Source organism: Collinsella aerofaciens (genome assembly GCF_040910325.1).
Classification (GTDB): domain Bacteria; phylum Actinomycetota; class Coriobacteriia; order Coriobacteriales; family Coriobacteriaceae; genus Collinsella; species Collinsella aerofaciens_BL.
The window spans coordinates 194,324-215,812 of the sequence record NZ_JBDGAV010000001.1; the positions used below are offsets into that span (position 1 = coordinate 194,324).

Here is a 21,489-nt window from a genome sequence, read left to right on the forward strand (position 1 = left end):
GAAGAACGTCAACACCGGTTGGCTTCTCGCGATCGCCATCGTGGGCGGCATCGCCCTCTCCGCGGCCGGCATTCTGGCCTAGTCGCGACCAAGCGCCTAACCGCTTTCCCCCGGGGGCCTGCCTGGCATCCCATACCCCAGGCAGGCTTCCATCCCCAAAATGCGACAATGGGACAGTCCCCTTGTCGCATCCTCAACGGACCGGCGACTCGGTCCAAACCACGGTAACCCTGCGAGCGCCCGGCAATGTGGCGCCGCAAAAATCGAAAGGAATGTGTCAGATGTACGAGATCGACCTTAACCTCCCTAAGCAGATCGTCGCTGACGTCCTGTCCAACCACGAGATCCACAGTGTCGCCTTCGTCGGCTGCGGTGCTTCCATGTCCGACCTGTACCCCGCCAAGTACTTCCTGGCCAACAACACGGACAAGCTGAACGTTCAGATCTTCACCGCTAACGAGTTCAACTACGACACGCCTTCCTGGGTCAACGAGCACACCTTCGTGATCACCTGCTCCCTCGGTGGCTCCACGCCCGAGACCGTCGAGGCCAACAAGACCGCCAAGAAGCACAACTGCCCGGTCGTCTCCCTCACCAACAAGGCTGGCTCCGCTCTGACCGTCGACGCCGACCACGTCATCGTTCACGGCTTTCACGCCAACTTCGCTGCCAAGTGCGAGAAGCCCGGCTATGCCATCGCTCTTGCTCTCGAGATCCTTCAGCAGACCGAGGGCTATGACAAGTACGACGACATGATCACCGGCCTCACCAACGTCTTCGATCTCTGCGAGAACGCTGCTCAGTCCTGCAAGAAGCTCGCCAAGAAGTTCGCTGAGGACTTCAAGGACGACAAGATGATTTACTTCATGGCCTCTGGTGCCTCCGAGAAGATGGCTTACTCTCACGCCGCCTTCCTGTTCACCGAGATGCAGTGGATCGACGCCGCCGCCTACAACACCGGCGAGTACTTCCACGGCCCGTTCGAGGTTTCCACCGAGGGTAAGCCCTACGTCTTCTTCATGTCCGATGGCGCTACCCGTCCGATGGACGCCCGCGCCCTCACCTTCCTTGAGCGCATGGGCGCCAAGGTCGCTCTGATCGACTCCAAGGACTACGGCCTGGCTGACGCCGTGCCCGCGAGCGTCGTCACCTACTTCAACCCGCTGCTGCACCTCGCCGTTATGCGTGAGTACGGCAACCAGATCGCCGAGGCCCGTCAGCACCCGCTGACCATGCGTCGCTACATGTGGAAGCTTTCCTACTAATCACAAGTAAGTAGACCTTACGGGTTGATTGAGAGGGGATGGGGTTTGCGCCCCGTCCCCTTTTTTGCTCTGGGGAGGGCGTGTCTGTCGCGTCGCAAATCCCAGATAAAACCTACCAAAATAAACCTGTCCCTTTTTGGCAGGTGGGAGGAGATGCGTATGATCAAGGCAGTGCTGTTTGATATGGACGGCGTGCTGGTCGATACCGAGTGGTTCTACAACCGTCGTCGCGTGGCGTTTATGGAGGAGAAGGGCTTTCGCTTTGACGAGATCCCCGATCTTTCGGGGTCTAACGAGCCGGCCATTTGGGAGGCGCTGGTGCCCGACGATGTTGAGCTGCGCGAGCGCCTGCGCGTGGAGTATAAGCAGGTCTACAGCCCGGACCACCCCGTTCCGTATGCCGAGCTGCTCAACGAGCAGACGGAGCCGGTGATGCGCGAGCTGCACGAGCGCGGCGTGAAGTGTGCTATCGCGAGCTCGTCTTATCGTGAGCTCATTGACGAGCTGGTAGAGATTGCCGGTATCGCCGATGTGCTGGACTACACCATCAGCGGTCACGAGTGCAGTGCGTTTAAGCCCGACCCCGAGATCTACCTGCGTGCCATGGAGGCGCTGGGGGTGGAGCCTGCCGAGTGCCTGGTTATCGAGGATTCGCCTTTAGGCATCGAGGCCGGCAAACGCTCCGGCGCCCGCGTCCTGGCACTGCGTCCGCACGAGGGCGTCAACCTCGATCAATCGCGAGCCGATGCCGTTATCGATAATCTGACCGACATTCTGGCCGCTTTGTAGTGTCAATCCGCCGCGAGAAGCACGGGTTCACGCGTCTTTTGCTGCGGATTGGCTTAATTTGTCATCTATTTTGATCCGTTTGGCTTCGATTCGGACTAAGTGAGTAGACTTTTTGGCGCAGGCCGAGCACAATGCATATCTTCCTTTGTAAAACCGCAGGTCACAGAGTTGGCGGTTTTGGGTGTGCTCGGCAGATCGTAAAAAGTCTACTCACTTGTAATTTGGGCCTTTGGTCGTGGGGGTTGTTGGTCCCGCTTTGGTTGTCGAGGGAGGGTGAATTGAAGCGCCCCCGTACACTCCATGCTACAATCGCGGGCATGCCCCACAACTACATCTGCCTTCGAAAGGAGCCTGCGTGGCGAACGCCATCGATCAGCTCACGGACCGAGTGCTCGTGCTCGGCCGCCTTACCATCGTCCGCCGCGCCATTACTGCCGTGGCGGTCACCATTTCCGCCGTTCTCCAGACATTCCTGATCCAGGCGTTCATTCGGCCCGCCGACCTGCTTCCGAGCGGTCTTACCGGCGTCGCGGTCCTGCTCGATCGCGTTACCTCGCTGGGCGGCGTTCACATCGACATCTCTCTCGGTATGCTCGCGCTCAACATTCCCGTGGCGCTCCTATGCTGGAGCGGCATTAGCAAGCGCTTCGTCATCTTCTCGATGATGCAGGTCGTGCTCTCGTCGCTGTTCCTCAACGTCTTTCACTTCGCGCCGTTTTTGGGCGACAAGATTATGCTCATCATTTTTGGCGGCGTGGTCTCGGGTCTGGGCGCTGCCATCGCGCTTAAGTCCGGCGCATCCACCGGCGGCACCGACTTTATCGCGCTGTGGGTTTCCAACCACACGGGCAAGACCATCTGGGGCGTCATCTTTGGTTTCAATTGCTTTATCCTGGCGATCTTTGGCTTTATGTTTGGCTGGGACAAGGCGGCGTACTCCATTGTGTTCCAGTTTATTTCGACCAAGACCATCGACAGTTTCTATCGTCGCTACGACCGCGTAACGCTGCAGATCACGACGCGCAAGGCGGACGAGGTCATGACCGCCTATGTTGACCATTTTCAGCATGGCATTAGCTGTGCCGAGGTCATTGGCGGATACAGCCGCGAGAAGATGTACCTGCTGCACGCCGTTGTATCGACCTACGAGAGCCAGGACATTATCAAGCTGGTGTGCGACATTGATCCCGGGGCCGTGATCAACGTGTTCCACACGCTCAACTTTGTGGGCGGCTGGTGGGGCGGTCATGTCGACGAGCCCATGCCCACGGCCGTTCCCGATCCCGACAAGCCCGCACGCATGGCCAGCAGGCAGGCGCGCCTCAGCGAGCAGGACAGCCTGCAGCAGGACGACGGCAAGTAGGGTTTTGGCATTTTGCCGGCCTAGCGCAATCCTGTCCGCTTGAGCCTCCCGAAAGCCTCGCTGCTTTCGGGAGGCTCTCGTTTGCCCAGATAAAACCTACCAAAATGAAGCTGTCGCTTTTTGGTAGGGAGGGTGTATCGTTTTATCAATATGAGGTAACATGAAACTAGACGTTATATACGTATTAGTTATTTCAATATTCCGATAAGAGTGATTAGATATGCCTGCGCCCAAAAATGCACCGCTTTACCAGCAGATTTACGACGAAATCAAGGATGCGATCGAGAAAGGTGTTTATGCACCCAAGGAGCGTATTCCGTCCGAGCTTGAGCTAGCCGAGCAGTACGACGTGAGCCGCATTACGGTGCGCCGCGCCGTCGAGGAGCTGTGCTCCGATGGCTACCTGGTTAAGCAGCAGGGCCGTGGCACCTTTGTCTCCACGCCGCACATCAACCGCCAGTTCCACGCTTCGACGCTGCAGACGTTTACCGCGCTGTGTGCCGATAATGGCATGAAGGCGGGCGCGCATGTGGTCGATCGCCAGATTGTGCCGGCACGTCAAAACGAGATGGAGTTCTTTGGCCTGCAGAAGGACGCGCTGCTGTTGCACATCAAGCGCGTGCGTACGGCCGACGGCGAGCCCATCTTTGAGGAGAACATCTTTGTGCCGTTTGACGCCTACCGTGAGCTGTTGACGGCCGATCTTGAGGACAAGTCGATTTTTGCCGAGGTCGAGCGTGTTGGCGGAACGCCGATTGTCTCGGTTGGCTACCGTACGGTCAAGGCCGTTCGAGCTAACGCCGAGCAGGCGGCCGAGCTGGGCATTGCTCCGCACGATCCGCTGCTCAACCTGCGTGCCGGCTTTACCGGTCCCGATGACGAGCCGGTTTTGATGGGTAAGCAGTACTACGTGGGTAGCCGCTACGTCATGGTGATGTAGGGTTGGTTCCGCCGTTCTGACGAACGGCGGACCGGCCGACGCTGCGCCTTTGGTTACGCGGTTTTACCAAACCGCGTAACGGCTCGACGCTGCAAGCCCGCCAGAGCGGCAATCTGCCTTTCAACTTCGGCGGCATGATCAGAAGTTTTGTTCCGCCGTTCTGACGAACGACGGACCTGCCGACGCTGCAAACGCCCCTAAGCGGCAATCTGACGTTCAATCGTCGGTCGCGTACCGAAGTACGCTTCCCTCCTCTTTCACGTCACCTTGCTCGCTTAGGGGCGTTTTCACTGACTTATGCTCAACCGGCAACGTTTTCGCGCTTGTCAAGATGGTCATTGGGGACGTTCTTAAACGACTAGTCATTCAAGAACGTCCCCAATGACTACCTGCAGAATGAGCGTGGATAATCTCCCGTTTTTGGCTCGGTGACGGTCTCAAAGTGGGAGATTATCCACGCTCGTTTGGCAAGTGTCCGAAAATCCACGGTTGCCCGCCTTGGATCGTATTGCCCGTGGTCGGCAGCCGGGCGACGCCGGTCCGCGTGGCGGCGTATAATCGGCGGCAGATGACTTGGACGTTAGGAAACCATGACCGATAGCATGCAGCAGATGGCGCTCGACACGCTCGGCGCCTATTTTGGCTACACCTCGTTTCGCCCGGGGCAGGACCGCATGGTGGATGCGATTCTTGCCGGCCGCGATGCGCTCGGCGTTATGCCCACAGGCGCCGGCAAGTCCATTTGCTACCAGGTCCCCGCGCTCATGCTGCCTGGTATCACCTTTGTGGTGAGCCCGTTGCTGTCGCTTATGGAGGACCAGACCCGCGCGCTGCTCGCGGCGGGTGCGCGCCCCAGCTATCTCAACTCCAGTCTTACTCCGGCCCAGCAAAACACCGTGCTCAAGCGGGCGCGCGAGGGCCGCTACCAGCTTATGTACGTGGCGCCCGAGCGCCTGCTCGAGCCGCGCTTTTTGGCCTTTGCGCAGGAGGCTGCGGCCGAAGGCGGCATCGGCGTTCCGCTCGTGGCCATTGACGAGGCCCACTGCGTAAGCCAATGGGGCCAGGATTTTCGCCCCGCCTACCTGCAGATTCGCGAGTTCATCGATTCCCTGCCGCAGCGCCCGATTGTGGCGGCCTTTACCGCTACGGCGACCGAGCGCGTGCGCGCGGACATTCAGCAGATGCTCGGCCTGCAAAATCCCGCGACGGTGGTGACGGGTTTTGATCGCAAGAACCTCTACTTTGGTTGCGAGGAGATGGGCGACAAGGCCAAGGCTGTGTGGGTGCGCGACTACGTGATCGCGCATTCGAGCGAGAGCGGCATCGTGTATTGCTCGACCCGCAAGACGGTCGACGCGCTGGCCGCGGAGCTTGCCGAGGTACTGGGCCCCAGCGGCATTCGCGTTGGCCGCTACCATGCCGGCATGGGCAACGACGCCCGCCGCCAGAGCCAGCGTGCCTTTATCGACGACGACATTCAGGTGATGGTTGCCACCAACGCCTTTGGCATGGGCATCGACAAGCCCAACGTGCGCTATGTGATTCACAACAACGTGCCCGAGAGCATCGAGGCCTACTACCAGGAAGCGGGCCGCGCCGGCCGCGATGGCGATCCGGCAAGCTGCCACTTGCTGTGGAACGGTAACGATTTCCGTATGCGCCGCTTTTTGATCGACCGCGGCGATGCGGCCGACGAGGCGCTCGACGACGAGCAGCGCGCGTGGGCGCTCCAGAACCGTTATCGCCTGCTCAGCCAGATGGAGGGCTACTGCAATACCACCGGCTGCCTGCGCGAATACATGCTGCGCTACTTTGGCGACGAGGCTGCGGCCGAGCATGCGGCAGCCGCCGCGGGCGGCATGGCAGACGACGCCGACGGCTGCGGCAACTGCAGCAACTGCCTCACGCAGTTCGAGGTCGAGGATGTCACCGATATGGCCCGCGCCGCTGTGCGTTATGTGGCCACGCGTCCCATGCGCTTTGGCAAGTCGCTCATCGCCGATGTGCTTCACGGCGGCAACACCGAGCGAATTCGCCAGATGCGTCTGGACGAGGACCGCGGCTACGGTGAGCTGTCGAGCGAATCGGTCGGGCGCATCAAGGACATCATCGGCCAGCTGTGCGGTCGCGGCTACCTGGCCACCTCGCAGGGGCAGTACCCGGTCGTGGGGCTGGGCCCGCGTGCCACCGAGGTCGAGGACGAGGCGTTCGCCTTTACCATTAAGCGTCGCGCGTCCAAGCGCAAGGCCTCGACCCGCGCCCGCCGCGCGGTGGATCTGCTGCGCGAGGAAGCCGAGCTGGATCAGCGCCCGCGCGTGGGCGACGATGCCGAGCTGTTCGAGCGCCTGCGTGCCCTGCGCAAGGAAATCTCGACGGAGCTGGAGATGGCGCCGTACATGGTCTTTTCCGACAAGGCCCTGCGCGGCCTGTGCCGCCTGCGCCCGCAGACACGCGACGAGCTGATCCAGGTCAACGGCATCGGCGAGAAAAAGGCCGACGCCTTTGGTGAGCAGTTTATGGCGGCGATTGAAGAATTTGAGTCCGAGCATGCGCGGGATGGAGCGTAACGATGGTAGCCGATAACAAGACCGAACGTTCCGAGCACGCCGAGGTGTCCGCCGTGCCGCTGTACCAGCAGGTCATGGACGACCTAAAGGGCGAGATCGCGCGCGGCGTGTACCCAGCCGGCTCGCGCATCCCTGCCGAGATGGAGCTCGCGAAGTCCTACGGCGTGGGGCGCATCACGGTGCGCCGTGCCATCGAGGAGCTGTCGCGCGCGGGGTATCTCAACCGCCAGCAGGGGAGGGGTACCTTTGTGTGCGCTCCCAAACTCAAGCGCAAGATTCGCCAGAAGGGTGACGTCCAGAGTTTTACTGAGGGTTGTGCTGCCAACGACATGGCGCCGGGTGCGCGTCTGGTGACGCGCACGGTGGTCGCGGCGACGCGCGAGGATGCGGCGTTCTTTGGCGTGGAGCCCGGCTGCGAGCTCATCGTGGTCGAGCGCGTGCGCACGGCCGACGGCATCCCCGTTATGCTCGAGAACAACGCCTTTGTGCTCGCCGACCATCCCTACCTGCAGACGCTGGCCGACGAGGACCTCACCGATAACTCGATCTTTGCGCTCGTTGCCGAGCATTCGGGTCGCGCGCCGCTCAAGTCCGACCCCTGCACCGTGGAGATTGCGCTTGCCGATGCTCAAGCGGCCCCGCTGCTGGAGGTGCCGGTCGGCGAGCCGCTCTTCTATATGGAGGCTTACTTTACCGATGAGGACGAGCGGCCCTTGCTGCTCGGACGCCAAAAGATCGTGGGCTCGCGCTACGTCTTCGACATCTAACGTCCACAGATAGAACAATATAGAACAAATTTGCCGAGATAACTTCACGGGCGTTGTTGCACGTGTTATAAATAGGACAACATAGAACGACAGCAGGTACGAGCTGCCGTCGCTCAAAGCCGCCCCACAAGGAGGAACATCAGGATGAACGCACATGATCTGGTTCAGGAAATCATCGAGCGCAAAGGCAGGATCGAGAACGTCTTTTGGATCGCCTGCGGCGGTTCGATGATCGACCTGATGCCGGCCAACGAGCTGCTCAAGCGCGAGGCCACCACTTTTACTTCGACGGTCTACACGGCACGCGAGTTTTGCCTGATGGCCCCCAAGAGCCTAGGGCCGAAGTCGCTCGTTATTGCCTGCAGCCACAGCGGCAACACGCAGGAGGTCATCGACGGCTGCGAGATGGCGCTGGCCGCCGGCGCCGAGGTCGTTGCCCTCACCGACTGCGAGGGCTCCAAGATCGACAACGGCAAGTGGACCACCTGGGTCTACCCCTGGGGCGAGGGCGTGCCGCAGGCCGAGGTGCCTCAGGGTATCGGCGCCCTGATGGCTGCCGAGTTGCTCGACCAGCAGGAGGGTTACGAGGCGCTTGCCGACATGTATGCCGGTCTTAAGCAGATGGATGCCCTGTTGCCCGCTGCCCGCGAGAAGGTCAACGCCGAGCTGGGCGCCCGTTTTGCCGAGCTCTGCCAGCAGCACAAGTTCTTCTATATCCTGGGCTCCGGCCCCAACTTTAGCCAGACCTACGCCATGGCGATCTGTTCGCTCATGGAGATGCAATGGCAGCACTGCTGCTATATTCACTCCGGCGAGTACTTCCACGGCCCGTTCGAGGCCACCGAGCCCGGCGTGTTCTACTTTGTACAGCTCGGATCGGGCGAGTGCCGCCCCATGGAGGAGCGCGCTCTTGCGTTCCTCAACACGCACACCGATACGATTATGGTGCTCGACGCGCTTGAGTACGGCGTGGGCGAGGTGCCTGCCAGCGTGCGTTCGTTCCTGGAGCCGATCTTCTTCTACAACATGAGCTGCGAGCTGCGCGCCGCCCGCGGCAAGGTCTTCGACCACAGCCCCGAGGTTCGTCGCTACATGGGCATCGAGCAGTACTAGGTACCGGGAATTATCTTTTTTGACGGGGTCTGCGCTGCGTGCGGGCCCCGTTTTGCGTTGTGGCGGCTGGATTCGTGTCTGCGCGAAAACGAAGGTGAATACTTTTCCGCGAAGTGAACGACCTATTTTGGACCCACGAAGCATCCACACTTTTTGACGGCAGAACCGCAGGAAAAACTCGGCGAAACCGCAGGAAACGGCATCTGAAAAGTGTCGATGCTTCGGGGGCTCGTTTTTGCTCGTTCACTTCGCGGAAAAGTATTCACCTTCGATTCGCAAGGGCACTGCGTGAGTCAAAAAAGCGGGCCGCGCCGGGGATTTCCGGCGCGGCCCGCTTAGTATCGTGCTTCGATTCGCAAGGTTGCGGCAGCCAGCGGCCTACTTTGCGTCGTAGGCCTCGGCGTCCCACCAGTCGAGCTGGGCGATGTTGTCACGGATGTGCTGGCAGCTCTTGTGGAAGCCCTCGAGCTCGTGCTCGGACAGGTCCAGCGTATAGACCTCCTCGACGCCCTCGGCACCGATCACGCACGGCAGGGAGGTAAAGATGCCCTCTTCGCCATACTGGCCGGTCATGAGCGTGGAGGCGGAAAGCACGGCGTGCTCGTTGTGCAGCACGGCGGCGCAGACGCGCGCGGCGGAGTTGGCGACGGCGTACTCGGTGCACTGCTTGCCCTGGTAGGTCACATAGCCGCCCTTGCGCGCGAGCTCCTCGACCTCCATGTGGTCAAAGGCGTACTTGTCGGGGTTTTCGGCCTGAAGCTCGTTGAGGCTCTTGCCGGCGATGGTCGCGGCCTTAAAGGCGGCAAGCTGGCTAAAGCCGTGCTCGCCGATCATGTAGGCGTCGATGGACTTGGGGCTCACGCCGACCTTCTTGGAGATCTCGGTGCGCAGGCGGGCGGAGTCCAGGCCGCAGCCCGAGCCGATGATCTTCTTGGGATCGTAGCCGGTCAGGTGCCACAGCTCGGTGCACACGACGTCGCAGGGGTTGGAGATGCTCACAAAGATGCCGTCGAAGCCGGCGTCGACGATGCGCTTGGCAAAGGAGCGGGCGGCGTCGGTGGTAAAGAACAGCTCGCCGTCGCGGTTGCCGGCGGCCAGCGCGACCTTACCGGCGGCGTTGACGATGACATCGCAGCAGGCCAGCTCCTCGTAGTGGTCGTAGCAGTTGACGATCTTGGTGTTGTACGGGACAAACGAAAGGGAGTCGCGCAGGTCCTGGACCTCGGATGTCACCTTGGCCTCGTTGATATCGCACAGGTACAGCTCGTCGGCAATGCCCTGCATAAGCAGGCTGTTGGCGACATGTGCTCCTACGTGGCCCTGGCCGACCACACCGATCTTACGCGTCTGGTACATATATGTATCCTTTCGGCCGAGTTTTTCGCGTCGAACCATTGTAGCGTCCTGCCGTCACTTTGCTAGGCTAAAGCGAAGTAGTTTTTTGGGACATGCCTTAATTTCTACTTTTGGAGCGATTTGGGCCGCTGACGGCATCGCTGGGCGATGTGCTCGCGCGGATGGGGCCGCTCGTTGTACCATAGCTGCAACTGACTCGTAAGGAGCATCCATGCCCATTCGCATCCCCGACGCCCTCCCTGCCGCCGCGCAGCTCGAGAGCGAGAACATCTTTGTCATGACCGAGTACCGCGCGTTGCACCAGGACATCCGTCCGCTGCGTGTGCTCATCCTCAACCTCATGCCCACCAAGATCGCCACCGAGACGCAAATCATGCGCAAGCTCTCCAATACGCCGCTGCAGGTGGAGGTGGACCTGCTGCGCACCAAGACGCACGAGGCCACGCACGTAAGCGCCGGCCACCTGGAGACGTTCTACCGCACGTTCGACGACATCCGCGACATCCACTACGACGGCCTGATCATCACGGGCGCGCCGGTGGAGCAGATGCCGTTCGAAGAGGTCGACTACTGGCCCGAACTCTGCCAGATCATGGATTGGTCCACCACGCACGTGCACTCTACACTGCACATTTGTTGGGGCGCGCAGGCCGGCCTGTACCATCATTACGGTATCCAGAAGTACGATCTGCCGGCAAAGGCGAGCGGCGTGTTCGAGCATTATCTAGTGAAGCCGAAAAGCCCGCTGGTCCGCGGCTTTGACGACCGCTTCTATGCCGTACATTCGCGCAACACCGACGTGCGCCGCGAGGACGTGGAGGCCGAGCCGCAGCTTGAGGTCGTGGCCGTGTCCGACGAGGTGGGCCTGTACATCGTCAAGTCGACCGACAGCCGTCGCTTCTTTGTCTTTGGTCACCCCGAGTACGATACCGACACGCTGCGCCTGGAGTACGAGCGCGACGTGAAGCGCGGCCTCAACCCTCAGGTGCCGGCGCACTACTTTCCGGGTGACGACCCCACCGCCGAGCCGCGCAACGTCTGGCGCAGCCAGGCTCAGCTGTTCTACACCAACTGGCTCAACTACTACGTCTACCAGACCACACCCTACGACCTGGCCCGCGCCGGCGAGGAGCACTAGGCTACGGCTGCTGCTGTGCCGGCGGCGTGACGAGCGTGGATATCCGGACGGACGAGCGTGGATTTTCGGACATTTACAAATCGAGCGTGGATAATCTCCCACTTTTGGCTTGAAACTAGGCTCAAAACGGGAGATTATCCACGCTCATTTTTTAGGCATGTAGATGCCGATGGCTCGGCTAAGCGACGGTGCGTGCAGAGGCAAAGTCGCATTTGGCGTAGTCTTGAATCTCGACGGGTTTTTCTTTCTGATAATCCGATGGACCAAGGCCTCAAAATGTGGAGACAGGGACCTCTCGACAACCGCCCTACCTGCAGATATAAGACATCAGCCTAAAACGTCCAAAACCGTCAAGCATTTGGTCAGCGCCTGGACGGTATTTGGTCAGACTTCGCATGAAACCGTCTGGTACGTTTGCGCCGTTCCAAGATTTGGGAGGCGACATGGGAAACATGACGGCGAATCAAAGGCTTGCAAGTCACATTAAAGCATGCGAACAGCAGATGAGCTGCGTGTACGCGCGCACGGCGGCGGAGGCAAAGCAGATTCAGCGGCGGGCGGAGGCGGGAAGTCTCGAAGCGGTCATGCCGGGGCTGTATGCGCGTCCGGAATACTGGTCCGAGCTCAAGTTTCGGCAGCGTTATCTGCATCGGGTGCGGGCGCTTGCGCAAAAGCACCCCGACTGGACATTTTGCTCCTATACGGCGGCTGTTATCTATGGCCTTTCGGTTTCGCATGCCAATTTGACGCACATCCATATCGCCGCGATGCCGCCCCAATCGACGACGCCGGGCTCTCAGGTCATTCGTCATCGCTATGCTCGTCAAACACGGGCCACCCAGATGGATATCGCCGTAACCGATATCGATCAAACGATTACGGATTGCTTGGTCGATGCATCGTTTGTCGAGGGACTGATCATCGCGGATTCGGCGCTCCATGAGCAACTTTTGTCGAAGGAGCATCTCGTTGAGACTGTCGACAAGCTTGGCCTGAATCGTCGCGGTGTTGTGACGGCGCGCAGGGTTGCACGATGTGCCGATGGGCTGTCGGAAAGCGGCGGCGAGTCCAAGGCGCGTGCCCTGATGATCGAGCGCGGCTGGCAGACGCCGGAGTTGCAAGTTGAGCTGTTCGACCCGGTTGAGCCGGGACGACCGTATCGCGTCGACTACTTGTGGCGCGTGGGCGACCGGCTGATTATCGGGGAGTTCGACGGATTTGTTAAAAGCGAGAAGGCGGCGGAGGAGGGCAAGCTCGCGAAGACGCAGTTCGATGAGCGCCAGCGCGAGTCGAGGCTTTCGCTGCTTGATAACTGCAAGATCGTGCGCTTGTGCTGGGATGATCTAAGGGATCCGACAAAGTTCGATCGCAAGCTCAAGGTCGCCGGCGTGCCGCGTGCGTGCTGAGGCAGTTGCAGAGCGTTTGGCTGCACAAGCGTGGAAAATCGGACGGACGAGCGTGGATTTTCGGATGCTTGTTGAATGAGCGTGGATAATCTCCCGTTTTTAGCTCGTAAGGGGGCTCAAAGTGGGAGATTTTCCACGCTCATCTTGCGGGTGCGATACAGCGGCGGCTAGGCGCTGACGATGTGGGACAGCGGCAGGTCGTGCGCATCGGTGGGAACGTGGTCGACGCGTTGCTCGTCAAAGGCGATGCCGACGACCTGGCATGTTGCCGAAAGCGTGGGCAGGTAGCGGTCGTAACAGCCGCCGCCGTAGCCCAGGCGCGCGCCGGTGCGGTCGAAAGCCACGAGCGGCACGACAACCATGTCGAGCTCGGCGGCGGGCACGATGGGGAAGTGGTCGCTGTCGACGTCCGTGGCTGCGAAGGCCCGCGTAGGGTGGGCGATAAACGGGGCCTCGGACGCATCGCCGGCAGAGACTGCCCGCATGCACGTGCGCTGGCCGCATGCGGCGGCGTCGCTTGCCGAGAGCATGCACGGATAGGCTACGCGCCAGCCACGCGCGGCGGCCGCGGCGGCAAACGCGGCGGGGTCGACTTCGGAACCCATCGCGGCATAGACGGCAACGGTGTGCGGTGCCGCGGCACCCAAGCGATCCATCAGCTCAACAAGCCGCGCGCATACAACAGCAGACTTCGCCGCCCGCACATCCAAATCAATCGCATCGCGCCGAGCAATCACCGCCCGCCGCAACTCAGCCTTATCCATCCCAGCCTCATCTCCCAAACCTTCCAAAAAGGGACAGGTTTATTTTGGCAGGTTTTTTCTGGGCAAACGCGATATGGGCAGTAAAGTCACCGCAAATATGCCTGTGAACTGCGCCCTTTGTGGTTGTTTGGGCCTATGCGTTAATGCTATAACGCCGCAGCGATTGCTTCAGTCACAAACTTATTGAGTGACTCACCCTTCTTTGCCGCTGCCAGCGCTGCTTGCTTGTGGAGCTCAGAGCCCGTTCTTACGTTGAACGAGCCCTTAAAAGCCCGCTCGGGTTCCTTGCCCTTCTCGGCGCAAAACTCAAGGTAATCGTCGACGGCGTCGTGGAAGCATTGCTCCACTTCTTCAGCCGTGGAGCCTTCAAATATGATTGCGTCCCTAATGCCGGTGACCATACCTGTTAGCACATGCTGTTCGGCATCGAACTCGACTGGGGCGAAATAACCCTTGTATGCCAAAACGTTACTCATGACTACCTCCGACATCTTGCAGAAATCGAACGATGTTTCGAATGGTCCCCGCTGTCAATTCGTCAGATGGATGTGGCGCGTGCATTACGAACATCCTGCCATCCGATGGCCTGTAGAAGCGAACGCGCGATCCGGATGTCTTGCCTTTGTTGTCCATTTCAAAGCCATATGAAGCCATGACTTTTAAAAAATCGGTATACCGATACGTCGAAGGGCAGCTAAGCAGTTGGGCGATGAGTTTATCGGTCCGAGTCATCCCGCCTCACATTCTGCAACTATATCCTAGTTGCAATTTAGGTCCGATGCAAGCACCCCTACTATAGAACATATGTACGTATGGAACAAGTGTTCGAAGCACCACAAAGGCACCTGTCCCCTTTGCGGTGGTTTTTGCTGAAGGGCGGATGTCTGCGGCGGTTTGTCTCGATCTGTAACAGTAACTCGACATAAATGGGCCTAGATGTTACAGATCGAGACAAAACTGGTGGGACGGGCTGAGCTGCCCCGCCCAAGCGGCGGAAAAGAAAAGGTAGATTTTTAGGCATGTCCCAAAAATCTACCTTTGTGCGTTAGCCCAGCAGGTCGATGACGTTAAAGCCGGCGTTGCTCTTGGCGATGACGTCTCGGCCGCCAAAGACACAGGTGGGCGACGCGGCTGCGATGCGCGTCACGTCGGCGCCGAGCGAGCGCAGCTCAGCGGGCGTGGCGGCGAGCATCTGGGCGCGACGCTCCTCGCGCGCATGCGGATCGAGCCCGGCCAGGTAGGTCGTGTTGCGGCGCTTGGTGAGCGCGTACGGCTTCACCGGCGCGTCCATGCCGCTTACGCAGCTCACGATAAAGCCCTCAAAGGCGGCTTCGTCGGGCTCAAAGCTGCCGAGCCATTCGCCTGCGCGCTCCACGCGCTCAATCGAAGGATCGATCGCCGGGTCGCGGTAGGTGTAGAACGCCGTCTGGCGCTCGCCGGCTGCGCGGAATCCGCAGCCGTACGCACCGCCCTTCACGCGAATCTCGTTCCACAGGTAGTCGTAAGAGAGCGCGTTGGCAGCCACGGCCCAAGCGCCTGTCACGTCAATGCCCAGGCGACGCGGATCGCACGCACGCGCGGCAAAGCAGATGTCGCTGGGGATCACGAAAGCCTCGTGGCGGTCGCACGGCGCCGGCACCACGAGCGCGTTGCGGCCGGCATCGGCGCCGTCGCCCGTGCCAAGCCCCAGGTCGCCCGCGGCATCCCAGTACGCGTCAAAGTCTTCGTCGCTGCCGGTAAAGCTCGCCATGCAGCCATCGGCCACAAAGATGCGGTCTGCCAGCGTGGCAAGCTTGGCGCGCAGGTCGTCCAGTCGCTCGTCAAAGTGGTCAAGCAGATCGCGCAGGAACAAGTAGAAGTCCACGCCCGAAAGCTGCTCGCGCACTACGGCCGAAGGTGAGCTGTAGCTCATCGCGCGACCGAGCGCCGCCGAGTGACCGTTGTTGATAAAGCCCTGCTCAAGCCCAATGCGAATCTGCGTGAGCACGTCGCGCATGCGGTCGGCGTCGGCATCGAGCAAAAGCGTGCTCGACCACACCTCGCGCGGCAGGCTCGCCAGCGCATCGATCTTCTCGGACAGGGCTCCGGCGCTCACCAGCAGATAGGGGCGCACGCCGTCCACGTCGGGCTGGGTCATGACCTCGGTCGTAAAGCTCAAAAAGCCCAGCTTGCCGGCGAGCAAGTTGTCGAGCTCCTCGGCCGAGTGCTCGCGCGTGGGCAGCTGCTTAAGCAGGCGGCAGAGCAGTGTCACATAGGGCAGGTCCTCAAACGCGACGCAGCTCAGGTCGAAATACTGCATGGCGTAGGCCAAACGGTTGGTGGGGATGCCGTGGCGCAGGCAGGGGATGGGCGCGGTCGTGTCTACGACCAGCGGCGGCTCGGGGCGCGCCTCGCCAATGTCGGACACGCGCAGGCGCGGCAGCGTGGCCTTGGCCTCGGGCGTGTCTTCCGCCTCCTGTGCGGCACGCAGCGCGGCCGTGCGCTCGACCATGTCGGCCAGCTCGGCATCAGTCATGGCATCGCACTTGGCTGCCAGCTCGGCGGCCTCGGCACCCTCCGAACCCTCGGCGGCGTCCACCGGCACCAGCTCGACCAGTGCCATGTGATTGTTCTGCAGCACCAGCTCGCGCAGCAGGTCCTCAAAATAGCTGCCGTCCAGCTCGCTACGCAGCTCCTCGTACACCGGGCCGTACTTGAGCGCCAGCGTCGCGGCGTCGTCATCGTAGAGCCACGTGCTCAGCGCGTCGCACGCAATGGCCACGCCGTCGGCGATACCGTAGTCGCGCTGGCGCAGGTCGTATTCGTTGCTGCTGATGATGGCTTCCAGGCGCTCGCGCGGAACGCCATGCTCGCATAGGTCGCGGCAGGCGTCCTGGAACACGCGGCGCAGCTCGCGCGCCACGCCGGGCTGCGCGTTTTGCAGCATGATGAGCTCGTAGGGCTGCAGGCTCTCGGCCGCGGTGTAGCTCACCACGTTGCCGCCCAGGCCTGCGGCCAGAATGGCCTTCTTAACCGGCGCTTCGTTGGAGCCCAGCAGTGCCTCAAACAGAATGTCCGCCGCGATCGTGCGCTTGCGGTCGAGCGCGCTGCCCAGCACCAGACCCAAGCCCACCAGGGCGTTTTCGGGCGAGGTGGCCATCTCGACGCGCTTGTACTCGCAGGTCACGGGCGCCTGCACGTCCAGCGGATTGGGCGCCAGCGTGGATGGGTCCTCGCCGGCGGCGACGGCAGCGTCCATGCGGCGGCTCGCAGCACTCGGCTGCGACAGATAGCGCTCGTCCAAAAACGCCAGCGCGCGGTCCACGTCCAGGTCGCCGTAGAGTGTGATGTAGGAGTTGGAAGGATTGTAGTGGCGCGCGTGCGTGTCCAGGAACTGCTCGTAGGTGAGCGCGGGGATTGCGCGCGGGTCGCCGCCGCTTTCGTGCGCATAGGCGGTGTCGGGATAGAGCGCGGCGTTGACGGCGTCGTCCAGCACGCTCATGGGGTCGGACAGCGCGCCCTTCATCTCGTTGAACACCACGCCGTTATAGCGCAGCGTGCCCTCGCGCAGGCTCGCGCCGCCGCCCTCGCCCTCGGCGCCCTCCGGCAGGTCCAGCTCGTAGTGCCAGCCCTCCTGCTCAAAAATGGTGGGTTTGGTATAGATGGCCGGGTTGAACACCGCGTCCAGGTACACGTCCATCAGGTTGTACAAATCCTGCTCGTTGGTGGTGGCAACGGGGTAGATGGTCTTGTCGGGGTAGGTCATGGCGTTGAGGAACGTCTGCATGGAGCTCTTGATCAGGTCGACAAACGGCTCCTTGACGGGAAACTTGGCCGATCCGCACAGCACCGAGTGCTCAAGAATATGGAACACGCCGGTGGAATCGGCCGGCGGCGTCTTAAAGCCAATGGCAAAGGCCTTGTTTTCGTCGTCGCACGCCAGGTACAGCAGGCGAGCACCCGAGGCAGTGTGGCGCAGCACGTAAGCGTCAGAGTCGAGCTCGGGCACGGTCTCGCAGCGCTCGACGGTAAAGCCGTGGCAGGTGGTGCCGGGCACCAGCAGCGCGGCGGCAGCGGCGCGCGGGTCGGTTGAGGTGGTAGGCATATGCAGTCTCCTTTGACGCCCCAGCGGGGGCGAATCGAGTCGAATCCTCGAGAGTATACCCATATGGGGCCGCGACTCTGCGGCGAACTGACGACGATGCAGCCGGATTGGGCATAGGCCCCGCGTGACCGCCGCACGAGCGTGGAAATTTGGACACTCGCCAAACGAGCGTGGACTTTCGGGCGAAATCGGCCGCCAAAAGCCCCAAAAACCGTCCAAATATCCACTCTCGATATCCGACCCTCCGAAAATCCTCGCTCGTCCATCACTCGCGTATCTCTCGTCTCTCATTCGTCTCTAATATGAGAGATGACAGGAAGATGAGAGAAAAATATGAGAGATAACTGAGCAGCAAAGAGACAGGCAATCATGGTATTGTCTCAATACCGATTGTTCTACCAGCAAAAATATGTATAAATGAAGCAAATGGTAGACATTCCATCTCTATCTATCTTTCTATCTCTAAGCCGAGAGATAGAAAGATAGATGAGAGATAATTACGAGAGATAACTGAGAGACGAGGGAAATCTATCCGTGGCATTCTCCGCAGGACCGAGCGAAAGGACGTGCAGATGAACGAAAACGAGCTGACCGGTCTGCTTGAGTCTTTAAGGCGTATGGGCTCGGATGACCTTAGCGTCGAAGTAAAAGAGAGCGCCATGACGCTTTCCCGCGACGTATGGGAAACGGTCAGCGCTTTCGCAAACACCGCCGGCGGCATCATCGTGCTCGGAGTGAGCGAGCGCGCGGGTTTTGTCCCAGTTGCAAACTTTGAGACCGAGAAGGTGCTCAACCAATTCGTGGCAGGCATGGGTGATGCGGGAGGTCGAGGAAAGCTGGCCAATCCGCCCAAATACACGATCGAGCGAGTGGAGCTTCAGGGCGCCATCGTTCTCGTCATTACCATTGAGGAGCTCGATCCGTCGAGCAAGCCCTGCTATGTCATAGAGCGGGGCGCCCAGGGCGGCAGCTACAAGCGCATCGATGACAAAGATGTGCCGCTTTCATCGACCGAAGTCCTGTCCTTGTCGTCGTATGAACGAACGAGCCCCAGTGATCGCGATGCAGTGCCGGGCGCGGGCGTGGGCGACCTCGACGAGGCCCTGATTGACCGCACGATAGAGCGTGCTTTCTCGCTGACGCCCCGAGCTATGCGCGGCGCGACGGACAAGAAAACAAAGCTGGAGCGCCTGAGTTTCCTCGACTCCCAGGGTAATGTGACTAAGGCCGGGCTCCTGGCTGCGGGCACCTACCCTCAGCAGTTTTATCCCAAGCTCTTTATCGATGTGGCGGTCCATGCCGGAACGCAGAAGGGCGCCGCGGGTTCGTTGAGGTTCATGGACCGCACAATCTGTGAGGGAACGTCGGGCGAGATGATCTCGGATGCTGTCGTGGCCGTCGCCAAGAATTTGCGGCGAACCTCGACCGTCCAAGGCGTCTCGCGTGTCGACTCGCTTGAGATTCCCGAGGAGGTTCTGCGTGAGGCAATCGCAAACGCCGTAATCCATCGAGAATACGGGGATCGGTTCTGTGGACAATCGATTGCCGTCGACGTCTTTGACGATCGTGTCGAGGTGACGAATCCTGGCGGCCTATACGGGGGAAAGACTCGCGAGAACTTGTTTGACGGCAGCTCCCGATGCCGTAACGCGACGCTCGTGAAACTCATGTCGATTGTTCCACTGCCGGATGGCGCAGGCTCGCTGGCTGACGGAAATGGCTCGGGCATCCCGATGATGATCGATGCCATGCGCGCGCATGGTCTGGTAGAGCCCCTGTTCTGCCCGGGGTTCGATCGGTTCAAGGTTGTACTTTACCGTTCAAAGATCGAGCCGGTCGATCATGGCGGGGGCTTAATTGTGACGGCACTCAAACACTACGGCGAGCTGGGGACGCGTGAGCTAGCAGAACGCACGGGGCTTACAATTTCCCAGGTTAGGTCGCGCGTCAACGCGCTCATTGCTCAAGGCGAGCTTGAGCCCACGGCGCCGGCGACGAGCCGCAACCGCAAGTATCGACTGTCAGAGCGCGTGGAATAAATGCGTTAGTGGACGAGGCGAACCAATAATCGACCCTCAATTGGCGCCCACTAAGATAAAGCGGTTGTTGCTCAGTCGACGGTGATGCTAAAGACTCGGCTTACGCCGGCATGGCCCCGAACCCGTCCATCAAGAACAGCCTAAGAACCAGCTTGATGACATATCCCGGTTTGACTTCTGCCGCGTCAAAGACGTGGCGCTCGGCGAGCTCGCTGCAGTATGCATAGATGTCGCGGATAAGGTCCGCGCCCGAAAGCGTAAACATGTAGCCTGCGTCCGAAAGCGCATTGGGCGCGGCAGGCAACTTGGCCATGTGACAGAACGTTTGCAGGTCGGGCGCCATAACGTTCTGGTAGTCGAGGTGGCCGTTGGCATCCTGCGCGGCAAGCTCCAATTGGCGCACAAAATCCAGCGCCGCCGCTAACACAAAGCTCGGCGTAGGCGCATTGACGTCCTGAGTGGTCGCCACAAGCCTGCCCGCCGCCTGCGTGACAAGCCAAGCGACCTCGCGCTGGCAACGCACGGCCTTGCGCGTAACCGGCTTGATGGACGAAGAAGAAACGCTCCCCTTAGGCGGATTCGAGGCAGCCATAAGACCCTCCCATGAACGACCCGGCCCAACAAGCCCGGATGAAACACGTGCTACATCAGTATACAGGGAAGTGGGGCAGCGGGGTACAAACGCGCCAGCGGCAAACCGAGAGCATCAACGATGTGCCGATCGCGGAATGAGATCTCGTAATAATTGACTCTCGGCCATATTATTGAGGGGCATGACTCGCGTTCGTATGGTTGTAGGTGCTGGCGATGAACGACATTGACCTTGCTGTTCCGTTGATGGATGGACCAAGCTATGACCGCGCCTGCAGTCTCGTGCCTTCCGAATACGTTGAGGCATGGGAGTGGTTTCTGGGTGAGGAACAGCGCGGCGGCGTTTGGACCAGCCTTCCGCACCACACCAAGGAAGATAGCCCTCAGTATCAGTATCGTTTGAGAATTGGCTCGGACTTCTTTCCCGTAACGCGGGATTCAGGGATCTTCTGGCCGGGCCAGGATCGGGTGAAGCAAGATCCCAATAAGATCTTTGCGCTTTCGGTCCATAACTCTAAAAAGAGCTTCTACACCGATGTACCTCCGCTCTATTTGGACGATGGTACGTGGGTCATTAAGTATTCGGTCCAAGCGCCAGGCGCCGTTGGTTCTCGAGACCAGAATTACAACCGTAAAATGCTCAACTGCATGGAATGTGGCGTTCCAGTCGGAGTCATATTTGCAACCGAGGTGGGCTACAAGGTGCTCGGCCTTGCGTTTGTTGAACGGTTCGAGCCCGAAAACGGATGGTTTGTTCTGCACGGTCCTGTTCATAAAGGCGGACCGGACCCCCGTTTTGCGCCCGACATGAGCTATCTGAAGCACATGCCCGTCGATATTGAGTTTGCCGGACAGGGTACGACCGACGACGAAAAGGTCCGCTATGCGTTAAGGCGCGAGCGATTGGGGCAGCAATGGTTCCGCAAGCAGCTCGTTGCCGCCTATGATGGCCGTTGCGCGGTGTCGGACTGCGGCGTCAGCGAAGCTCTGGAGGCTGCACATATCGAGAATTACTCGGGACCCAAATCGCAGGTTGCCAGCAACGGCATTCTGCTTCGGCGCGACTTACATGCTTTATTCGATGCTCATCTGATTTCGTTTGAGCCTGTTTGCGGCGAATATCGGCTGTGCGGATCGTACCTGCTGGATAAGACCGACTACGCTTCCTTTGCGGGTGCGACGCTAAGGCAGCCGGATGAGCGTCAGTGGCGACCCGATACGGTGTTTCTTGAGGCACATCGCATTGAGTTCGATCGCTCGGAAAAGAAGCGTGAAAAGGCGGGGCTTCTGCCGTATTAGCGTATTTG

Annotated in this window: 17 protein-coding genes; 11 read left to right on the forward strand and 6 right to left on the reverse strand. The window is 60.2% G+C overall.

What is annotated here, in order from left to right; genetic code table 11:
• The first annotated feature begins 272 nt into the window (after nucleotides 1-272).
• From AB5Z25_RS00795 to AB5Z25_RS00825, 7 genes are all read left to right on the forward strand, one after another.
• Complete coding sequence (locus AB5Z25_RS00795) at nucleotides 273-1,265, forward strand: SIS domain-containing protein (protein WP_195239518.1); 993 nt, start codon at nucleotides 273-275, stop codon at nucleotides 1,263-1,265.
• A 159-nt stretch (nucleotides 1,266-1,424) separates the two neighbouring features.
• Nucleotides 1,425-2,054, forward strand: coding sequence for an HAD family hydrolase (locus AB5Z25_RS00800; RefSeq protein WP_368134552.1), 630 nt, complete (start codon nucleotides 1,425-1,427; stop codon nucleotides 2,052-2,054).
• A 355-nt stretch (nucleotides 2,055-2,409) separates the two neighbouring features.
• The gene (locus AB5Z25_RS00805) at nucleotides 2,410-3,417 is read left to right on the forward strand and encodes a YitT family protein (protein WP_368134553.1); all 1,008 of its coding nucleotides are present in this window, start codon (nucleotides 2,410-2,412) and stop codon (nucleotides 3,415-3,417) included.
• A gap of 220 nt (nucleotides 3,418-3,637) precedes the next feature.
• Nucleotides 3,638-4,357 (forward strand): GntR family transcriptional regulator, encoded by a 720-nt coding sequence (locus AB5Z25_RS00810; RefSeq protein WP_368134554.1) that lies wholly within the window; start codon nucleotides 3,638-3,640, stop codon nucleotides 4,355-4,357.
• A 590-nt stretch (nucleotides 4,358-4,947) separates the two neighbouring features.
• On the forward strand, nucleotides 4,948-6,924 hold the full coding sequence (locus AB5Z25_RS00815) for a RecQ family ATP-dependent DNA helicase (RefSeq protein WP_368134555.1): 1,977 nt from the start codon (nucleotides 4,948-4,950) through the stop codon (nucleotides 6,922-6,924).
• A 2-nt stretch (nucleotides 6,925-6,926) separates the two neighbouring features.
• On the forward strand, nucleotides 6,927-7,691 hold the full coding sequence (locus tag AB5Z25_RS00820) for a GntR family transcriptional regulator (RefSeq protein ID WP_368134556.1): 765 nt from the start codon (nucleotides 6,927-6,929) through the stop codon (nucleotides 7,689-7,691).
• A gap of 144 nt (nucleotides 7,692-7,835) precedes the next feature.
• Nucleotides 7,836-8,804 carry an SIS domain-containing protein gene (locus AB5Z25_RS00825; protein ID WP_368134557.1) on the forward strand — a complete coding sequence of 323 codons (969 nt, stop codon included), beginning with the start codon at nucleotides 7,836-7,838 and terminating at the stop codon, nucleotides 8,802-8,804.
• A 378-nt stretch (nucleotides 8,805-9,182) separates the two neighbouring features.
• Here the strand turns inward: AB5Z25_RS00825 and AB5Z25_RS00830 are convergent, their stop codons facing one another.
• Entirely contained in the window at nucleotides 9,183-10,160 is a 978-nt protein-coding gene (locus AB5Z25_RS00830; RefSeq protein WP_117583846.1) for an L-lactate dehydrogenase, read from the reverse strand.
• Between the two features lie 211 nt (nucleotides 10,161-10,371).
• Between AB5Z25_RS00830 and metA the strand changes: the two genes are divergently transcribed.
• On the forward strand, nucleotides 10,372-11,298 hold the full coding sequence (gene metA / locus AB5Z25_RS00835) for a homoserine O-acetyltransferase MetA (protein WP_368134558.1): 927 nt from the start codon (nucleotides 10,372-10,374) through the stop codon (nucleotides 11,296-11,298).
• 443 nt (nucleotides 11,299-11,741) lie between these two features.
• Entirely contained in the window at nucleotides 11,742-12,704 is a 963-nt protein-coding gene (locus AB5Z25_RS00840; RefSeq protein WP_346964789.1) for a hypothetical protein, read from the forward strand.
• Nucleotides 12,705-12,871: 167 nt separating this feature from the next.
• Here the strand turns inward: AB5Z25_RS00840 and AB5Z25_RS00845 are convergent, their stop codons facing one another.
• From AB5Z25_RS00845 to AB5Z25_RS00860, 4 genes are all read right to left on the reverse strand, one after another.
• The gene (locus tag AB5Z25_RS00845) at nucleotides 12,872-13,468 is read right to left on the reverse strand and encodes a 5-formyltetrahydrofolate cyclo-ligase (protein ID WP_368134559.1); all 597 of its coding nucleotides are present in this window, start codon (nucleotides 13,466-13,468) and stop codon (nucleotides 12,872-12,874) included.
• A gap of 146 nt (nucleotides 13,469-13,614) precedes the next feature.
• The gene (locus AB5Z25_RS00850) at nucleotides 13,615-13,944 is read right to left on the reverse strand and encodes a type II toxin-antitoxin system HicB family antitoxin (RefSeq protein ID WP_195239528.1); all 330 of its coding nucleotides are present in this window, start codon (nucleotides 13,942-13,944) and stop codon (nucleotides 13,615-13,617) included.
• Nucleotides 13,937-14,200: a type II toxin-antitoxin system HicA family toxin gene (locus AB5Z25_RS00855; RefSeq protein WP_117839829.1), complete on the reverse strand. Its 264-nt coding sequence runs from the start codon at nucleotides 14,198-14,200 to the stop codon at nucleotides 13,937-13,939. The genes AB5Z25_RS00850 and AB5Z25_RS00855 overlap by 8 nt, the downstream gene beginning before the upstream one ends.
• 313 nt (nucleotides 14,201-14,513) lie before the next feature.
• Nucleotides 14,514-17,552, reverse strand: coding sequence for an insulinase family protein (locus AB5Z25_RS00860; protein WP_368134560.1), 3,039 nt, complete (start codon nucleotides 17,550-17,552; stop codon nucleotides 14,514-14,516).
• 572 nt (nucleotides 17,553-18,124) lie between these two features.
• On the opposite strand from AB5Z25_RS00860, the gene AB5Z25_RS00865 reads away from it, so the two are divergent.
• Nucleotides 18,125-19,591, forward strand: coding sequence for an ATP-binding protein (locus tag AB5Z25_RS00865; RefSeq protein WP_368134561.1), 1,467 nt, complete (start codon nucleotides 18,125-18,127; stop codon nucleotides 19,589-19,591).
• Nucleotides 19,592-19,691: 100 nt separating this feature from the next.
• Here the strand turns inward: AB5Z25_RS00865 and AB5Z25_RS00870 are convergent, their stop codons facing one another.
• Nucleotides 19,692-20,183, reverse strand: a complete 492-nt coding sequence (locus AB5Z25_RS00870; protein WP_368134562.1) for a hypothetical protein — start codon at nucleotides 20,181-20,183, stop codon at nucleotides 19,692-19,694.
• Nucleotides 20,184-20,398: 215 nt separating this feature from the next.
• On the opposite strand from AB5Z25_RS00870, the gene AB5Z25_RS00875 reads away from it, so the two are divergent.
• Nucleotides 20,399-21,481, forward strand: a complete 1,083-nt coding sequence (locus AB5Z25_RS00875) for an HNH endonuclease (protein WP_368134563.1) — start codon at nucleotides 20,399-20,401, stop codon at nucleotides 21,479-21,481.
• Nucleotides 21,482-21,489: the final 8 nt, after the last annotated feature.